This window comes from Fibrobacter sp. UWS1, from assembly GCF_002300445.1.
Classification (GTDB): Bacteria; Fibrobacterota; Fibrobacteria; order Fibrobacterales; family Fibrobacteraceae; genus Hallerella; species Hallerella intestinalis.
Genome location: NZ_NSGW01000001.1, coordinates 1,077,133 through 1,093,107 on the forward strand (window position 1 = coordinate 1,077,133; position 15,975 = coordinate 1,093,107).

The following is a 15,975-nucleotide window of genomic DNA, read 5'->3' on the forward strand; positions in this document are numbered from 1 at the left end:
TCGTAATTTAGCCGTTTGATGGGCCTTTTCGGCTCCGGTTCCCGGGCGTTTCCGCCCGGAGTATGCCCCGGAGGGCGCCCGCTATGCGGGCTGGGCGCACTTCTCCCGTGGTCGTTTCGGCCCCTTTACGAGGGTGGCGAATCTCGATATGTTGTACACGAACACGCTCCCCATGATTGTAGCCTTCGCCCTGGCCATGCCGATAGTCCGTATGAACAGTCCCATGCTTCCGAATATGAACCCGTAAACATGCTCGACCCGGGCGCGGATGTGCGACTTCTTCCGGTTGTTCCTCTTCTGTTCATCGGTGAGCGGATGGTTGCGGTAGCCCTTCTCGCAGACGACCTCCTCGTAAGTCTGCGGCAAGGCGTCCTTGCTGTTCAGATAACCGCTGTCCGCATGGACTCGCTTCACGTCGTTCTTGTCGCCCTTGGTAAGCTTGCCGTACACGTTGCTGTCGTGCACGCTGGCGTCGGTGACCATCGCCTTCCTCACGAACTTGTGCTTCACGTCCACCAGTGTGTGGAGCTTGTAGCCGAAGTAGTTCTGCCCACGTTTCTGCACCCAGCGGGCGTCGGTATCCTTCTGCCTCAGTTTGTTCGGGACCTTTTCCCATTCCTCGGGGATATTCCCCTCCTTGATTGTCCTGTTTTCTTCGGGGGTATTGCGCTGGCGCGGGGCCTCCACGATGGAGGCGTCAACGATGGAGCCTTCCTGGGCCTTGTAGCCGGCCTTCTCCAGTATCTTGTCGAACGTCCTTATCAACTTGTCCCAGGCGCCGGTTTCCTTGTATTGCTCGAAATAGTTGCGTACGGTGTTCTCGTCGGGTACGGTACCGTTCAGGCCCACGCCGACAAAGCGCATGAAGGAAAGTCTGTCCTTCAGCTGGTATTCCACCTGTTCGAAGGAAAGGTTGTAGAGATGCTTGAGTACCAGCACCTTGAGCATCGTGCGCGAACCGAAGCTCTTGCGCCCGGCGTTGCTGTGGCACTCGCGTGCCTCGCGGCCTTTTTTCTTCACGTAGGCGAGAATGTCGTCAAATTCTTTCCAGTCGATAACCTCGTCAAGTCTCTCCAACGGATCGCCCTTCTTTGAAAGCTGCGAATAACGGTCCGTAAGGTCAAAGAAGCTGAGCTGGTTATCCATAAGGGCATCCTCTTGGTTATGCCCTCAATATAGAAAAAGTTAGTTTGTTTGTAAATACGGAAAATTAGGAATTTTTAGTGATTGCCTAAAGTGAGTTCTTCAGAAGCATATAAAATTATTGGGAATGCTGTTCCTCCTCTTTTAGGATACGCCATCGGCTATCGCCTTCAATCCATTTGGAACGACTTGTTTGGAGAATAGTATGTCTATTGCTGTTGGCGAAAATCTTATCTGTGATGCAGCTACACTAAACAATTTTGACCATTTACTTTCTTGCGCCAAAGAAAAATTGCTGAAAAATTCGACCCATATAGCAAAAGGCGATTTTTGGAAGACCTTTGAAATGGAAGTTCATCGAGCTCTTGTCGCATCCAAAAATGATGTAGGATTGGCTCATTGGAAAATCGAATATATCGGTGGACATCAATTTCCTGACATTGTAGCAAGAATAAACGAGAAAGAAGCTTTCGGTATAGAAATCAAGACGATTAGCACGAGAAATAATTCCTGGAAAATTATGGGCGGAAGCATCATGGAATCAACTAGAATTCCGGATGTTAGCCGCATTCATGTATTTTGCGCAAAACAAAAACCATTTGAAATAAAGTATCGTTCATTTGAAGAATGTGTAGAAGATGTAGCTGTCACCCATAGCCCCCGTTATATGCTGGATATGGATGTTGCTCAAAATGACTCGCTGTTTAAAAAACTGGGTAAATCGTATGACGAAATTCGTCAAATGCCGAATCCCTTTGATGCATTCAAGAAATATATGGTTGAATCGCGATGCCAACGAAACAGCGACAATGAAGACTCTGGTTTATGGTGGTTTAGCCCAAAAGTCGAAGAGTTTTCAAATCAGGATTTGGCAGAGGAAAAATTTGCAAGCACGTTGGTTAATATCAATGTGAAATTTTGGAAGGACCTTCCTCAAAACGAAAAAGAACAAATTAAGGTTGAAATGCTTGTAGCCTCACCTAGCATTGTTGAAGGAAAATATGAATTCGCTTGCCAATGGCTATTGCAACGAAAAGGCATTGTCTGCCCATCATTCCGAGACAACTTTTCTGCCGGCGGACAAGTCAATGTATATGGAGTCCGGGTTCCAAAGATAATCGGCAAAATTTTTGAATGGAAATTGAAAATCGCAGAAGCTTTCAACGCAAAGGAATTTTCGTTAGAGTCGTTTTACTACTGGAAAGAACGGCTAAATTCGATTTCAAAATTCAGTGAAAGCGAAAAAAAGGTCCTTCAACGAATTTTGAAGGAGATTGAGGTCAAAATCAAGAACTAGCAAGAACACCTGAAGAGGGATGGCGAAATTAAAAAACGCAAGTTGCATTAGCAATGAAAACTCGCGCTTCTAAAAATTATTTTGGCAAAGTGGTTCGGCTAGTTCGACAAGCGGCTGTTGAGCCTTGGTCAGTGAGCGGTTCAAACTAATCGGAGCGTTCACCAATACAATTCTTATGCAATATCCAAAAAAAGCCCGCATTACGCAGGCCTTTTCTTCTTCCCCAGCAAAAGCTATTTGGTAGCCAATTTGCCCAGTTCCGTTTTAATGGAATCCTTCTGCGATTCGAAATTCTTAAAGGTCATCAAGGAGCCGTCCGCTTTGACGACATAGACCTTGGGAACGTAGCCGTCGCTATAGAGTTCGCCAAATTCACGGGACTCGTCAAAGAACACGTCAATCTTCGCTTCATCCAGTTTGAACTCTTCGATGAAAGCGCGGATGGCACGCTTATTGTTACCGCCGCTCGCTACCGCAATCGTCTTGATTCCCTTATCCAAATTTTGTTTCGCCATTTCCTTGATTTCCGGTGTGGCATGGCGGCAATGCCCGCAAGTCGTCGAGAAATAGAATACAAAAAGAGGTCTGCCGGAATAGGCTTCCAGATTTTCCGCAGAGAGATTAACGCCTGTCACTTTAACCTTGAAGTTCAACTTTGCCTGGGTACCATCAGCAAGGGTGTCGCCACGAAGGGGCGCAATCGCTTCCCGAAGCTTCGCCTCTTCCTCTTTCTGCTTTTCGATCATCGCTTTGCGCTGTTCCAGAATTTTTTCCCGCAAACGCTGACTAACCGCCTGCAAAGTATCGTTCGAAAGCTGGAGCTGTTTTGTCGTGTCGCTCGCCTTGGCGCGGGAATCTTTTAAACCCTGCTTAAACGCCGCCATATTCATTTCTACAGCAGCCTGCTGCTTGATGGAACCGAACTGGGAGCCGAACTGGACGCCGAGCAAATAAGACGCCCGATTAGCCTGTTCCGCGGACATCGGATCGGGTTTGGCCGGAGCCTTCACGGAAACCGTCGTATCGGTGCTGTCCTTTTTGGGCAGGGGCGCATTTGCCGCCATTATAGACTGCGCACGGGAATTCATGCCTTGCGCAATCGTCACCATGATGGAATCCGAATACTTGATTTTGAATGCGGAATCCGTCACCATCTTATAGCCTTCATCGACCGCCGAGAAAAATTCGGGTTCATCGATCGTGAACTCGAGCTGTTTCGTTTCCACCATATAAAGCTGGTTTCCAAACTGGGAGCCAAGCATATACGCCGTTTTCACATCATCTTGTGCATCCGGACCGATTTGAACCGAAGCCTTATCCGTTGAGTTGCAGGCCACAAAAGCCGCAACCGAAGCCATCAACGCAACCGTGCGAAATTTCATTTCTATGCCTCCTTGGCATGATTTAAACTGCCGTTAAAGTAGCAATTTTTCTAGCTTTAGGTGCACTATGAAGCTTTCAAAGTTCTTTTACACCACCCTCCGCGAAACGCCGAGCGATGCCACAATGCCAAGCCACATCTTTTTGATGCGGGGCGGCTATATCAAGCCCCTTTCCACGGGCATTTACAGTTACCTTCCTATGGGCTTTCGGGTTCTCAAAAAAATTGAAAACCTGATCCGCCAAGAAATGAACGCCATCGGAGGAATCGAAGTCGATTTGCCCGTCGTGCAGACGGCGGATCTCTGGAATGAATCCGGACGCTATACCGCCATCGGCGAAGAGCTGCTCCGTTTTAAAGACCGGAACGAGCACAGCATGGTACTCGCCATGACTCACGAAGAAGCGATGACGGACCTTGTGCGCTATGTGGTTTCGAGCTACAAGCAGCTCCCCTTTATGCTCTACCAGTTCAAAACGAAATATCGCGACGAAGCAAGAGCCCGCGGCGGACTTATCCGCGTTCGTGAATTTCTGATGAAAGACGCTTACAGTTTCCACACGTCTCAGGAAGATTTAGACGCCCACTACGAACTGGAATACAAAGCTTATCAGAACATTTTCCGCAAAGTCGGCATTGAACCCGTTATCGTCCAATCCGACACGGGAATCATGGGCGGGAAAGTCGCTCACGAATTCATGCTCGACACGCCAAACGGCGAAGACTACCTGATTCTCTGCAAACACTGCGGATACCAGGCGAACCGTGAAATCGCCACATTTGAACGCACGCCATACCAAGGCGACGCCAACGCCGCACTCGAAAAAGTCGCGACCCCACACGCCTCCACCATCGAAGACCTGTGCCAGTTCCTGAACGTCAAACCCGAAGCCACCGCCAAATGCGTATTCTTCGACTTCAACGGAAAGCTCGTCACCTGCGTCGTTCCGGGAAATCTGGATGTTTCCGAAATCAAGCTGCACAACCTGCTCAAAGCCAAGGAACTTTACCCCGCCGAAGATGCGCTCATTGAAAAATGCGGCATGGTTCCCGGATTTGCCAGTCCTATCGGCGCGCACGATTCCATTGTCGTTATCGATACGGCACTGGAAAATTCCTACGATCTGGTCGTCGGAGCCAACGAAAAAGGTTTCCACTACATTCACTGCAATCCCAAGCGGGACATGGCGAATTATCAAATAGCGGACATCGCCGAAGCCGAAGAAGGTTGCAAATGCCCAAAGTGCGGCAAGCCGCTCTCCGAAACCCGAGGCATCGAACTCGGCAACATTTTCAAGCTCGGCACCAAATTTTCTGCCAGCATGAATGCGACTTTCTTAACTCCGGAAAGCAAAGCCGAACCGATCGTCATGGGTTGTTACGGAATCGGCGTCGGGCGTCTGATGGCGAGCGTCGTCGAAAACAGCCACGACGATTTCGGACCGATCTGGCCGAAATCCATTGCGCCTTTCCAAGTGGAAATCGTGAACATCACCAAAGATTCCGAAGTCGCCGACAAACTGGAAAAGGAATTGGAAGATGCCGGTTTTGAAGTCCTTGTCGATGATCGGGATGAACGCGCTGGAGTCAAATTCAAGGACGCCGACTTGTGGGGAATTCCGCTCCGCATCGCCCTCGGCAAGAAGGGACTTGAAAACGGACAAGTCGAATGGAAACCGCGCGCAGAAAAAGAAATGACAATGGTCAATCTTTCGGATGTCGTTGAAAAAGTGAAAGCATTTTACAGAGAATAGTCTCTGCATTTTTTCGGAAAGCTCCGCTTGAGCGGGGCTTTTTTTTGTGGAATTTTTTTCCATCTCATTTACCATTGTTTCGCTTGGCTTCATAAAAATCAAAAGGATATTTCTGCATATTTTTGCATCTTTCATAGAACTTTTTATTATAAAATCCATGGAGACAAAAAAAAAACAAAATATGTATAATGCAGATATGAAGAAAGATTTGACCATAGAACGTTTACAGAAAGAGGCAAGGCATTTTTCAAAGCAGGTATCAAATCATGACGATCCGTCACTGTTCGGCGCGACAGACGGAAAGGCTGTGGGAACGTACCTCGAACACCGCTTCAAGAATTTTCTTGCGCAAAACTACACGTTCGATTCCGGTAATTCTGCGAGCGGCATAGATTTTCCCGGTCTTCTGGTGGATATAAAAACAACGAGCATCACGCAGCCGCAGTCTTCATGCCCGTTCAAATCCGCACGCCAGAAATTATTTGGCCTCGGCTACGCGCTTTTGGTATTCGTTTATCAGAAAGAAGACGACACGCAGAACAAAACAAGCAGGCTGAATATTCTTCATACCATTTTTGTGGAAGCAGACAGAAGAGCGGATTATCAGCTGACATTGAGCATTCGTCATATTCTTGAAAATAATGCAAACAAGGACGACATCGTCGCATTGTTCAGTGATAAAAATCTTCCAGTCGATGACATAACGGCGGAAAAATTAGCGGAAGAAGTTCTCGCAAATCCCCCGAAGCAAGGCTACCTGACTATATCAAACGCGCTGCAATGGCGACTTCAATACAGTCGCATCATTTCTGAAGCGGACGCAGTTCCAGGAATACATAGGTTGGTTTAAAATGGAAAAGAAGAAAGAATTCGGGGACTTCCAGACGCCCACTGTCCTTGCAAAAAAATGGTGCAGATTCTCAAAGCAAAAAATATCTCGCCTGATGTCATCATTGAACCGACGTGCGGCAAGGGAAGCATTCTTCTTGAAGCGGATAAAATTCTTTCTCCGAAAAAATCGCTTGGCATTGAAATCCAAAAGGAATATGCGGACACACTTTCGACGATTGCCGGGAAAACAACAATGGTTCTTCATGCGGATATTTTTACCAGCAGCGAAGCGATAAAAGAATTCATCGGCGACGAAGAAAATCTTTTGTTCATCGGAAATCCGCCGTGGGTAACCAATTCCGAATTATCGGCGCATCAATCGAACAATCTGCCGGAAAAATCGAACTGCGACAACTTTCGCGGAATTGAAGCAATTACAGGAAAAAGCAATTTCGACATTTCGGAATATATCATCCAAAAATTAACAGACGAGTTTTCGCACAAAAAGTCGGTCTATGCGTTTCTCTGCAAAACGAGTGTCGCCAAGAAAATCATGGCAAAAATCTGGAAGCAAAATCGTCTGTATAAAAGCGCGGAACTTTTCCCCATCGATTCAAAGAAATATTTCAACGCTGCAGTTGACGCCAGTTTTTTCATTCTCGACTTTTCAGAAAAGAATGCGGCGGCTGAAATGACAGCGTACGATTCCATTGAAAATGGAATTCCGAAATGCAAAAGCGGCTGGATTTCCGGTGTGTACTTGGAAGACGTTTCAAAGCGAGATTGTCTAGAAATATACGGAAAAAGCGCATTTGTGTGGCGCAATGGAATAAAGCACGACTGTGCGAAAGTCATGGAATTTTCTGTTGCTAACGGAAAACTTTTCAACGGCTACCACGAAAATGTGCAGATTGAAGAAGACCTTGTTTTTCCGTATCTCAAAAGTTCCGATATTGCAAACGGACAAACGACGCCGAAAAAGAAAATCCTTGTCACACAGAAGTGCATAGGTGAGCCTACTTCATTTATCGAATCAAAATACCCAGCGGTATGGAAATATCTTCTGGCTCATTCTATTGACTTTGAAAAGCGCAAAAGCGTCATCTACAAAAACAAAAGCCGCTTCGCCATTTTTTCAGTTGGAGAGTATTCTTTCAAACTGTATAAAATCGCCATTTCGGGCTTGTATAAAAATCTAAATTTCCGACTGATTGAGCCGCATAACGGAAAACCAATTTTGCTTGACAACACGTGCAATTTCATTTCGTTCGAAACAAAAGAGGAAGCGGAATTTATCTTAAGTTTGCTGAACAGTCCGCTTGTTGCGGAATATCTAAATGCGCGAATTTCATGGGATTCCAAACGCCCGGTAAAAACGGAAATTTTAAATTCCATCGACCTTTTTCAAGTAGCCGAAAAATTGAAGCAAGAAAAAAGATACTCTTCTTTTTTTCGGAACTTCGAACAACTGCAACTTCCTTTTACTTCAAAGTCCTCTTAATTTTTTACGTTGTGCGTAACAAGATATGCCTCCTAAGCATACCCTCCCATGAAAACAAAGTATTTGTTATGGGAACTTTGGGTATGTATCTTTTTATCGTTCTCCTTTTATCAACCTGTATCAAAAGGCTTTCGAATGAACTTTTCAGAATTTAAAAACGCCATTAAAAAGCAGGCCTACATCGAATCCGCTTCTGAAATGCACATCCACATGCACGAGGCGGTGGAGCGTTCAAGACGGATTACGGCTGAAATCAACGGCGGCTTCCACACGGCGGACGAGTTGCGGGAACTGTTTTTCACGCTGACCGGGCAGCCGGCGGACAAAACGTTCGCGCTGTTTCCGCCGTTCTACGCGGACTACGGGCAGAACATCACAGTGGGCAAAAATGTCTTCATCAATTCGGGGTGCTGTTTTCAAGACCACGGCGGAATTGAAATCGGAGACGGTTCACTCATTGGACAGCAGGTTTGTAGCGCTTAACCGCAACTTGGAAAAAATTGAGGAAGCTAATAAGGTGTATATTTCCAACCAAGGAGCCACCTTATGGCAGAAGAAAATAAACCTGAAAAACAGAAACGTCGCCGCCTGAGTGCGGAGGACAAAGTCAAAATCCTGAGCGAAATTCTCCTCAAGGGCAGGGGCTTATCTGAACTTGCGGACGAGTACAAGATACATCCGAACAAAATTCTCGAATGGAGGAAGGTACTTTTCGAATCCGCTACGGGGATTTTCGAGCAGAAACGCCCCGACATAACCGAAAAGGCGCAACAGCGTAAAATAGACGCTCTCGAGAAAACCCTGGCCGACAAGGATGCCGTCATCGCCGACATCGCTCAGGAGAACCTGGCCCTCAAAAAAAAATTAACTGGCCGTCCCTAGGAAAGAAGAAAATGAGCCTCTCCGAACGGACCGCCATCATTGCGGAAATCGACGCCATTTACGCAAGGACGGGAATCGCCCCGTCCAGGCTGGTATCCTTTTTGGGAATCCCGCAAAGTACATGGAACAACTGGGTTTCGCGGAGGAAGGCGGAAACGCGGCATAACCACGATACGCCGAAGTCCAACTGGATGACCCCGGAAGAGACTCGCGCCATCGTCGACTTCTGCAAACAGTACAAGGACCATCTGCATGGATACCGCTACCTGGCCTGGCTTATGGTAGACAGGGATATCGCATACGCCCGTCCATCGACGGTTTACAACATACTGAAGAGGAACAACCTTTTCGGCAAATGGGCTTTTCCTGCGGAAGCGCGGAAAAAGGGGTTCGACCAGCCGACACGTCCGAATGAACAGTGGCATACGGATTATTCCTACGTCAGAGTTTGCGGAGTGTTCTTCTACTTCGCCTGCGTCCTGGACGGGTTCAGCCGCAAGGTTCTCGTCTGGGACCTTTTCTCCACGATGGAAGGCTTGAACGTTGAAATTCTCGTGACCAGGGCGAAGGAACTCCATCCCGATGCGCATGCCCGCATAATCCACGATAACGGGAAGCAGTTCGCCTCGAAGGATTTCCTCGATCTGGTTTCGAAACTTGAACTCAGGGAGACCTCTACATCTCCCTTCCATCCGCAAAGCAACGGGAAAGTGGAACGTTTTCACAAGACCCTCAAGGCGGAGGAAGTCCGTCGTGACGCTTACCAGGACTATTCCGATGCAAAGAGGAAAATGTCGGACTGGATCAATTACTACAACTCGGAACGGCTACATTCCGCAATCGGATTCCTGACTCCTGACGAGGTTTTCGCAGGAAAGATGGAGGAACGACTTGCAGAACGAAGAACAAAATTGTATAATGCGACAAGAGAACGTGAGGACTATTGGGCTAACCAACCGACCTGACGGAATCCCTTATTAGCTTTGTTAAAATTTTCCAAGTTCAACTTGGGCGGGACAGGTTGTCATTGCCTCATTGAACCACGACTTAACGCCTGACAAACGTGGGAATATGATTCCTTCTCCGGTGAAAATCGGAAAGAACGTTTGAATTGGCGCGCACGCGACGATTCTTCCCGGCGTGACCGTCGGTGACAATGCAGTTGTTGCGGCGGGCGCGGTTGTGTCGAAGGACGTGCCGGAAAACACGGTCGTCGCCGGAGTTCCGGCAAAGGTAATCAAGAAGATTGAGGTGAAAAATGAATAGCAGACGGAAAGTCCTCCCGCTTCTTGCCGTGCTGGTTGCCTTCAGCCTGTCCGCAGGTTGCGCGGAAAATCCCGGCGCGGCCGCTATTGCGGGAGGCGGCAAAAATACGGTGGAAGCAAGCGAAATGTATGTGACAGTAACCGGCAACAAACTAAAAATCACGCCCGCGCACAATTCGTCGGTGGAAGCACTCGTTGCCATTTTGAAAACGGACGACATCACCTACACAGCGGATGATTACGGCGATTTTGAAAAAGTGGGAAATATCGGACACAGCCTGCCTCGAAATGAAGAAAGCATTACAACGCAAGCGGGCGATGTCATTTTATATCAAGGCAACAGCATTTGTCTGTATTACGGCACGAATAGTTGGAACTTTACGCGGATTGGAAAAATCGAAGGATATTCCGCCGATGAACTTTGCTCTCTTTTAGGCGCAGGCAAGGGAGAAGTGAAAGTGACGTTGAGTTTGCAGTGAAAAGAATAAAGTTTCATTTTTTACAAATAAAATGTTTTTCAAATCTCAAATGCTTTGACTGGCGTTTGTTTTTATCCGTGTTTGCATTTTTGCTTGTTCCGGCGATGTATCAGACAGTAAAGACGCTGATTATTTCCGTGAACAGCAGCGCAGAAGTGTTCGATGTCATCGGCAAATGGAATGGTTCGATTTGATTGACGAAACGCTTCGCTCGTTTTTGATTGTTCCGCTGTATGCCATTTTGAACGAAGCCTTTAAACGAAAAGATGATTTTGCGCAGATGGTTTTTAAATCGCTGCTGTTTGTCTTTGCGCTGTATGCGTTGTTTTCGATCGGCGTTTTTGTTTACGGCGGTTCGCTTATCCGCGCAATGAATCCTGACGGAATGAATGTTGACGCGGTAAAGAATTATTTCCGCCTTGAGACGGTTGCATTCGTCGTTGGAATTGCAACGTCATTTTTTCAGGTTGTGTTTGTTGTCGTGGGAAAGGACGCGAACTTTTATTTGTTCCTTGCGGCAAAATGCGTTCTGTCTGTCATTGCGGATTTTATTCTGATTCCGCGGATGGGAATTTACGGAATTGCCGTTTCAAACATCACCGTAAACGCAGTTCTTGCGGCGGTCAGCTTTGTTCTTTTATCCCGGCAAAATTGTATAAAGCCGTCCTGGTTTCAAAAGAAGGATATTTCCGTTTTGAAAGACTGGGGCAGAATCGGAGGATTTTCGGGCGTTCAGCAGTTCATCAACAATTTTATTTACGCCGTCATGATTTGCAAAATGGTGAATATGGTGGCGGAGCAGGGAAATTATTGGATGGCGAACAATTTTATCTGGCGCGTTCTTTTGATTCCTGTTATGGCGCTTGCCGAAGTGATTAAGCACGATTGCAAGGACGGTTATGCAAAACTCAACCAAAAAGCGTATTACGTTATTTCGCTTGCGGTGATTGTTCTGTGCGCGGCGAGCGTTCCGCTGTGGAAGCCGTATTATTCCGTTCTTGAAAAACTGCCGGATGGACGGGCGGATGCGGTATTTTCGATTACGCTCAAACTTGCGCCGTTTTACATTGCCTACGCGGTGTGTTCCATTATTTCAAGCATTTTCAACGGACTGGGAAAAACGCATTTCAATTTCATCACGTCGCTGATTGTGAACTTTGTGTATTACGGAATTTTCTTTGCGCTGTATAAAGCCGGGAAAATCACGTTTACAATGGACACAATCATCATGATGTTCGGCTTTGGAATGGTGGTGAATCTCGTTATAACGTTTATAGAAGAGAAAGTATTTTTGCGCACCAAAATCAAAACAACGGTTTAGAACCGAAAAAATGCGATTCCCCCCCCCAAAAACGATTTTCCAAAGACATATTTGAAGCTGCGTAATTCAACAAAAAGGAATATGTTTTTTCCTGTAAACACAAAAATTTTCAAATCCGCATAAACCCCTCGCATTTTTCTATCTTGCATCCAAAAGGAATCTCGTATGGCAGATCTTGTCAAAGACCGCGGAATTCTAAGTCTATCCTGGCCCCTCATCATCACTTTCGGAATCGGCGTATTCCAGCCGATGATGGACAGCTGGTTCCTTTCCCGCACAAGCGAAAGCGCTGCCGCCGGAGTCGGTGCCCTGATGCCGATTCTCGGCACGATTTTCATGGCGATTCAAGCATTTTCACAAGCCGGATCCAGTATCGCATCGCAATTTATGGGAGCCAATGCGAACAGCCACGCCCGCACCACAATCACCATGGTCATTCTAGGCAGCATTCTCTTGGGATTTTCCATGACGCTGCTCGTTTTGCCCTCGTCCCATTGGATTGTCGGAGCCATGGGACTCTCCGGCGACACGGCAAAATTCGGCGTTGAATTTTTACAGGTCGTCTGCTTCGGCTTTCTTTTTCGCGCATCGCAAACTACGCTTACGGCACTCATCGCCACCCACGGGCTCACTATTTGGAATTTAATCGGCAACGCCATCACCATCGTATTCAATATCCTTTTGAACATCGTTTTTTTGGAAGGTCTTTTTGGCATTCCCCAAATGCACGTCAAAGGCGTCGCGCTGGCCACCGCCCTCTCTTGGGCCTTTTCCAGCTTGGTTCTCTGGCTCGTTTTGCGCTACAAGATTCGCCACAAGACCAAAATGACCGAAGTGAAAAGATCCCGCGCCATTCTCGGCGACTGGATTCGCATAGGCCTTCCCGCCGCTGCGGAACCGGTCAGTTTCCAGTTGTTCCAAGTTTTCATTACAGCGATGACAGTCCATCTGGGAACTCTTGCGGTGACCGCCAAAGTCTTCAGCGCAAACTTTGCGATGTTCGCCATTATTCTGGGAGTCGGGCTCGGCAACGGCAACCAGATTTTAGTCGCCCATCTCGTCGGCGCACACGATTATAAAAAATCGAACCGTCGCACCTTCCAGTCCCTCTTCGCCAGCAGCTCCGCAGGATTTGTCGTCGCCTTGATTGTCGCCCTTTGCGGTCCACATCTCATGCGCCTTTATACGGACAATCCCGATGTCATCGCTCTCGGCTCGGCATGCCTCTGGTGCGATGTCATTTTGCAGCCCTTTAAATCGGCCAATGTGATTTTAACCGGTTCCCTTCGCGCCGCGGGTGATTCCAAATTTCCGGCGATAGTCGGAAGCCTGATGATGTGGACTTTAGGCGCGGGCACCGCCCTTTTTCTCGCTTTTGTTTTAGACCTCGGCTTAATCGGCCTTTGGCTGGGAATGGCGAGCGACGAATTTTACCGTTCCTGCGCAAACTTATGGCGTTGGAAAAGCGGACGCTGGAAAGCGGCAACGGTCATCTGATTTTTCTCTTTCGACAAAAAAATTCAGCCGATATTTTGGGCAAGTAAAAATCGTTCAACTTGCGACACAATCCTATTTCTGTCCCCCGTCCAATCCGGAGCGACAAGAGTCTCGTTCTGCGCCTCGCCGCTAAAGCGTTCAATCGCGACATCCTTTCCGACAATCCGAATAAAGCGCGCCACGGCTTCGCAATAAGCTTCAAATGAAAGCAGTTCAAATTCCCCGCGACGATAGGATTCTGCCAGACGCGTGTCTCGGACAATATGAAGCGGATGAATTTTCACTGCCGAAATTCCCAAATCCCGAATCACTTCCGCCGTTTTCTCAAAGTCCTTCAAAGTTTCGCCCGGCAATCCAAGAATCACATGCGAAGTCACCCAAAGGCCTGCGGAATGCGCCCGCTTCACCGCATCTTCAAATTCCGCAACGGAGTGCCCACGGCCTATCGCCTTTAACGTTTCATCGTTCGCTGTCTGCAAACCCAATTCCAAAATGACCGGCTTTCGGGAATTTTCGTACTCCAAAAGTTCCATCACATCGGGTGGGACGCAATCCGGGCGCGTTCCTATCGAAACCCCGACGACCTCGTCCGAAGCAAATGCCGGTTCATAAATTTCCCGCAGACGTTTCACAGGCGCGTAAGTATTCGTGTAAGGCTGAAAATAAGCAAGAATCCCCGCATCTTTATATTTGCGGCGAATCCGCGGCAGATATTCCGCCATCTGTTCTTGCACACTTTGCCCCGCTTTGTCCCAAACCGGGCTGAAAGATTTGTTATTGCAATAACAGCAACCGCCAAAACCTCGCGTTCCATCCAAATTCGGGCAGGACATTCCCCCGTTCAACGGCAACTTTCGCACGCGTTTCCAGGAAGGAAAAATTTTCGCCAAAAATTCTCGATAAGTCGTATAAGCCGGCATGGGTGCAAATTTACAAAAAGGAAGCGTTTAATTCTCTACAACGAAATTTTATCCGGCGACATTCTCATGCCCCAATGAAATCCTATTTTCATTGCAGACACTTTCATTACACAAACACATCCACCTAAAAGTTCCCGTCGTCCGGCGGGAACTTTTTAAAATGGAAAAGAAATTCATTCTTCAGGCGAGTTTTCTGTCGTATCTGACGAGGAGCCCTCTTTTTCTTCGTCGTTTTCCCCATACAAAATGCAAAAAGGCGCCCCCTTTCGGAGCGCCCATGCAATTCTCGCCATCCGGTTTACATTTCTTCCAGCTGCTTGCCCTTAGTCTCCCGAACAAATTTCACGACAAAGAAAATGCTGATCAGCGCGAACGCCGTATAAAGCAAGTAAGTCTGCCCGACGCCAATTCCCGATTTTCCAGTAAGAATCGGAAACGACCAGCTGACCAGAAAATTCGCAAACCATTGCGCAAGCCCACAGACCGAAATCGCGACCGCACGAATACGGTTGTTGAACATTTCCCCGAGCATCACCCACATGACAGGTCCCCAGGTCATCGCAAAGAACGCCACATAGAGATTCGCGGCAATCAGTGCGACCACAGCGCCTCCGCCCAAAGAGCCGTCCGCTCCCGCATTCAAGAAACACAGGGCGAGAGTACCTAACGTGAATGTCATGCCGATACTGCCTATAAGGAGCAGCGGTTTGCGCCCTATTTTATCCACCAGAAGAATGGCAAAAACGGTCATCACCATATTGATGGTGCTGTTGATGAGGCTAGAAAGAAAGGCGTCGCTTTCCCCAAATCCCACGCTCTGCCAAAGCATGGATCCGTAGTAGAAAATCACGTTGATGCCGACAAACTGCTGTAAAACGGCAATGCCCAAACCCGCCCATAAAATCGGAGCGATACGCTTTTTCCCCGAAGGCAGCATTTCCAGCAAATCCGAAAGGCTGTGGCGTTTTTCTTCGCCAAAAGATTTTTGAATTTCGGCGACCTGTTCGTCCAACTGATCCGCCTGAATTTTGCTAATCACACTTTTTGCTTCTTCCAGCTTACCCTGCGAAACCAGATAGCGCGGCGATTCCGGGAGTTTTAATGCGGCGACTCCGTACATCAGCGAGGGAATGATTTCAATCCAGAACATCAATTGCCACGCTTTGATTCCTCCAAAAATGCAATTATTCGCGCTACCCGCAATCCGCAAAATCACATAGTTTGACAGAAGCGACGTAAAAATGCCCACCACAATCGCCATCTGCTGCATGGAACCCAAACGCCCGCGCAAATGGGCCGGAGCCGTTTCCGCGATATAAATCGGAGCGATGATGCTCGCCATACCAACGCCAACGCCGCCGATGACACGCCAGACAATAAAATCCGCAACGCCAAACGGCAACCCGGAACCCACAGCACTGACCGTAAACAGTATCGCCGCCGCCAGCATGCACTTCACGCGGCCAAAAGCGTCTGCCAGTCGTCCAGCAAAATAAGCACCGACTGCCGCCCCGATAAGCGAAAGCGCCACAGCAAGCCCCAGCTGCGAATCCGTCATGGAAAAGTGAACTTTCAAAGCCCCGTTCGCCCCGTTGATGACGGACGAATCAAAGCCAAACAAGAAACCGCCCAAAGCAGCGGCCATCGTTATTTTAATGACATGTCTAATAGATACTTGAGATGTGGATTCCATAAAAAGCCTCC

Annotated in this window: 14 protein-coding genes and 1 pseudogene; 11 read left to right on the plus strand and 4 right to left on the minus strand. The window is 47.8% G+C overall.

What is annotated here, in order from left to right; translation table 11 throughout:
• Positions 1 to 81: 81 nt before the first annotated feature.
• Complete coding sequence (locus BGX14_RS04390) at positions 82 to 1,146, minus strand: IS5 family transposase (RefSeq protein WP_095879174.1); 1,065 nt, start codon at positions 1,144 to 1,146, stop codon at positions 82 to 84.
• A 202-nt stretch (positions 1,147 to 1,348) separates the two neighbouring features.
• Here BGX14_RS04390 and BGX14_RS04395 point away from each other — a divergent pair, with 202 nt between their 5' ends.
• A complete protein-coding gene (locus tag BGX14_RS04395; protein ID WP_095879175.1) occupies positions 1,349 to 2,440 on the plus strand; it encodes a hypothetical protein in 1,092 nt (363 codons plus the stop codon).
• Between the two features lie 233 nt (positions 2,441 to 2,673).
• Here BGX14_RS04395 and BGX14_RS04400 read toward each other — a convergent pair whose 3' ends face one another.
• Entirely contained in the window at positions 2,674 to 3,822 is a 1,149-nt protein-coding gene (locus tag BGX14_RS04400; RefSeq protein WP_095879176.1) for an FKBP-type peptidyl-prolyl cis-trans isomerase N-terminal domain-containing protein, read from the minus strand.
• Positions 3,823 to 3,889: 67 nt separating this feature from the next.
• Between BGX14_RS04400 and BGX14_RS04405 the strand changes: the two genes are divergently transcribed.
• From BGX14_RS04405 to BGX14_RS04450, 10 genes and pseudogenes are all read left to right on the plus strand, one after another.
• Positions 3,890 to 5,575 carry a proline--tRNA ligase gene (locus tag BGX14_RS04405; protein ID WP_073303767.1) on the plus strand — a complete coding sequence of 562 codons (1,686 nt, stop codon included), beginning with the start codon at positions 3,890 to 3,892 and terminating at the stop codon, positions 5,573 to 5,575.
• 196 nt (positions 5,576 to 5,771) lie between these two features.
• The gene (locus tag BGX14_RS04410; RefSeq protein ID WP_095879773.1) at positions 5,772 to 6,425 is read left to right on the plus strand and encodes a restriction endonuclease; all 654 of its coding nucleotides are present in this window, start codon (positions 5,772 to 5,774) and stop codon (positions 6,423 to 6,425) included.
• Between the two features lie 57 nt (positions 6,426 to 6,482).
• On the plus strand, positions 6,483 to 7,907 hold the full coding sequence (locus tag BGX14_RS04415) for an SAM-dependent methyltransferase (protein WP_095879177.1): 1,425 nt from the start codon (positions 6,483 to 6,485) through the stop codon (positions 7,905 to 7,907).
• 135 nt (positions 7,908 to 8,042) lie between these two features.
• Complete coding sequence (locus BGX14_RS15755) at positions 8,043 to 8,390, plus strand: hypothetical protein (protein WP_198951147.1); 348 nt, start codon at positions 8,043 to 8,045, stop codon at positions 8,388 to 8,390.
• A gap of 63 nt (positions 8,391 to 8,453) precedes the next feature.
• Positions 8,454 to 8,789 (plus strand): transposase, encoded by a 336-nt coding sequence (locus tag BGX14_RS04425; protein ID WP_095878959.1) that lies wholly within the window; start codon positions 8,454 to 8,456, stop codon positions 8,787 to 8,789.
• 11 nt (positions 8,790 to 8,800) lie between these two features.
• Positions 8,801 to 9,754 (plus strand): DDE-type integrase/transposase/recombinase, encoded by a 954-nt coding sequence (locus tag BGX14_RS04430; RefSeq protein ID WP_095878958.1) that lies wholly within the window; start codon positions 8,801 to 8,803, stop codon positions 9,752 to 9,754.
• 55 nt (positions 9,755 to 9,809) lie between these two features.
• Positions 9,810 to 10,055 (plus strand): annotated as a pseudogene (locus BGX14_RS16455) (DapH/DapD/GlmU-related protein); the annotation flags it as partial.
• Positions 10,048 to 10,533, plus strand: a complete 486-nt coding sequence (locus BGX14_RS04440; RefSeq protein WP_095879178.1) for a cyclophilin-like fold protein — start codon at positions 10,048 to 10,050, stop codon at positions 10,531 to 10,533. The pseudogene BGX14_RS16455 and the gene BGX14_RS04440, both read left to right, overlap by 8 nt.
• Positions 10,534 to 10,708: 175 nt before the next feature.
• A complete protein-coding gene (locus BGX14_RS04445) occupies positions 10,709 to 11,854 on the plus strand; it encodes a polysaccharide biosynthesis C-terminal domain-containing protein (protein ID WP_095879179.1) in 1,146 nt (381 codons plus the stop codon).
• A gap of 165 nt (positions 11,855 to 12,019) precedes the next feature.
• Complete coding sequence (locus tag BGX14_RS04450; RefSeq protein ID WP_095879180.1) at positions 12,020 to 13,351, plus strand: MATE family efflux transporter; 1,332 nt, start codon at positions 12,020 to 12,022, stop codon at positions 13,349 to 13,351.
• A gap of 23 nt (positions 13,352 to 13,374) precedes the next feature.
• Here the strand turns inward: BGX14_RS04450 and BGX14_RS04455 are convergent, their stop codons facing one another.
• Complete coding sequence (locus tag BGX14_RS04455; RefSeq protein WP_095879181.1) at positions 13,375 to 14,271, minus strand: TIGR01212 family radical SAM protein; 897 nt, start codon at positions 14,269 to 14,271, stop codon at positions 13,375 to 13,377.
• 298 nt (positions 14,272 to 14,569) lie between these two features.
• A complete protein-coding gene (locus tag BGX14_RS04460) occupies positions 14,570 to 15,964 on the minus strand; it encodes a sugar porter family MFS transporter (protein ID WP_073303751.1) in 1,395 nt (464 codons plus the stop codon).
• Positions 15,965 to 15,975: the final 11 nt, after the last annotated feature.

Excerpts from the sequence above, each read along its gene's own strand:
- BGX14_RS04455 (WP_095879181.1), bottom strand. The coding sequence starts at position 14,271 with ATGCCGGCTTATACGACTTATCGAGAATTTTTGGCGAAAATTTTTCCT.
- BGX14_RS04400 (WP_095879176.1), bottom strand. The coding sequence starts at position 3,822 with ATGAAATTTCGCACGGTTGCGTTGATGGCTTCGGTTGCGGCTTTTGTG.
- BGX14_RS04415 (WP_095879177.1), top strand. The coding sequence starts at position 6,483 with ATGGTGCAGATTCTCAAAGCAAAAAATATCTCGCCTGATGTCATCATT.
- BGX14_RS04405 (WP_073303767.1), top strand. The coding sequence starts at position 3,890 with ATGAAGCTTTCAAAGTTCTTTTACACCACCCTCCGCGAAACGCCGAGC.
- BGX14_RS15755 (WP_198951147.1), top strand. The coding sequence starts at position 8,043 with ATGAACTTTTCAGAATTTAAAAACGCCATTAAAAAGCAGGCCTACATC.
- BGX14_RS04430 (WP_095878958.1), top strand. The coding sequence starts at position 8,801 with ATGAGCCTCTCCGAACGGACCGCCATCATTGCGGAAATCGACGCCATT.
- BGX14_RS04460 (WP_073303751.1), bottom strand. The coding sequence starts at position 15,964 with ATGGAATCCACATCTCAAGTATCTATTAGACATGTCATTAAAATAACG.
- BGX14_RS04450 (WP_095879180.1), top strand. The coding sequence starts at position 12,020 with ATGGCAGATCTTGTCAAAGACCGCGGAATTCTAAGTCTATCCTGGCCC.
- BGX14_RS04425 (WP_095878959.1), top strand. The coding sequence starts at position 8,454 with ATGGCAGAAGAAAATAAACCTGAAAAACAGAAACGTCGCCGCCTGAGT.
- BGX14_RS04410 (WP_095879773.1), top strand. The coding sequence starts at position 5,772 with ATGAAGAAAGATTTGACCATAGAACGTTTACAGAAAGAGGCAAGGCAT.
- BGX14_RS04390 (WP_095879174.1), bottom strand. The coding sequence starts at position 1,146 with ATGGATAACCAGCTCAGCTTCTTTGACCTTACGGACCGTTATTCGCAG.
- BGX14_RS04395 (WP_095879175.1), top strand. The coding sequence starts at position 1,349 with ATGTCTATTGCTGTTGGCGAAAATCTTATCTGTGATGCAGCTACACTA.
- BGX14_RS04445 (WP_095879179.1), top strand. The coding sequence starts at position 10,709 with ATGGAATGGTTCGATTTGATTGACGAAACGCTTCGCTCGTTTTTGATT.
- BGX14_RS04440 (WP_095879178.1), top strand. The coding sequence starts at position 10,048 with ATGAATAGCAGACGGAAAGTCCTCCCGCTTCTTGCCGTGCTGGTTGCC.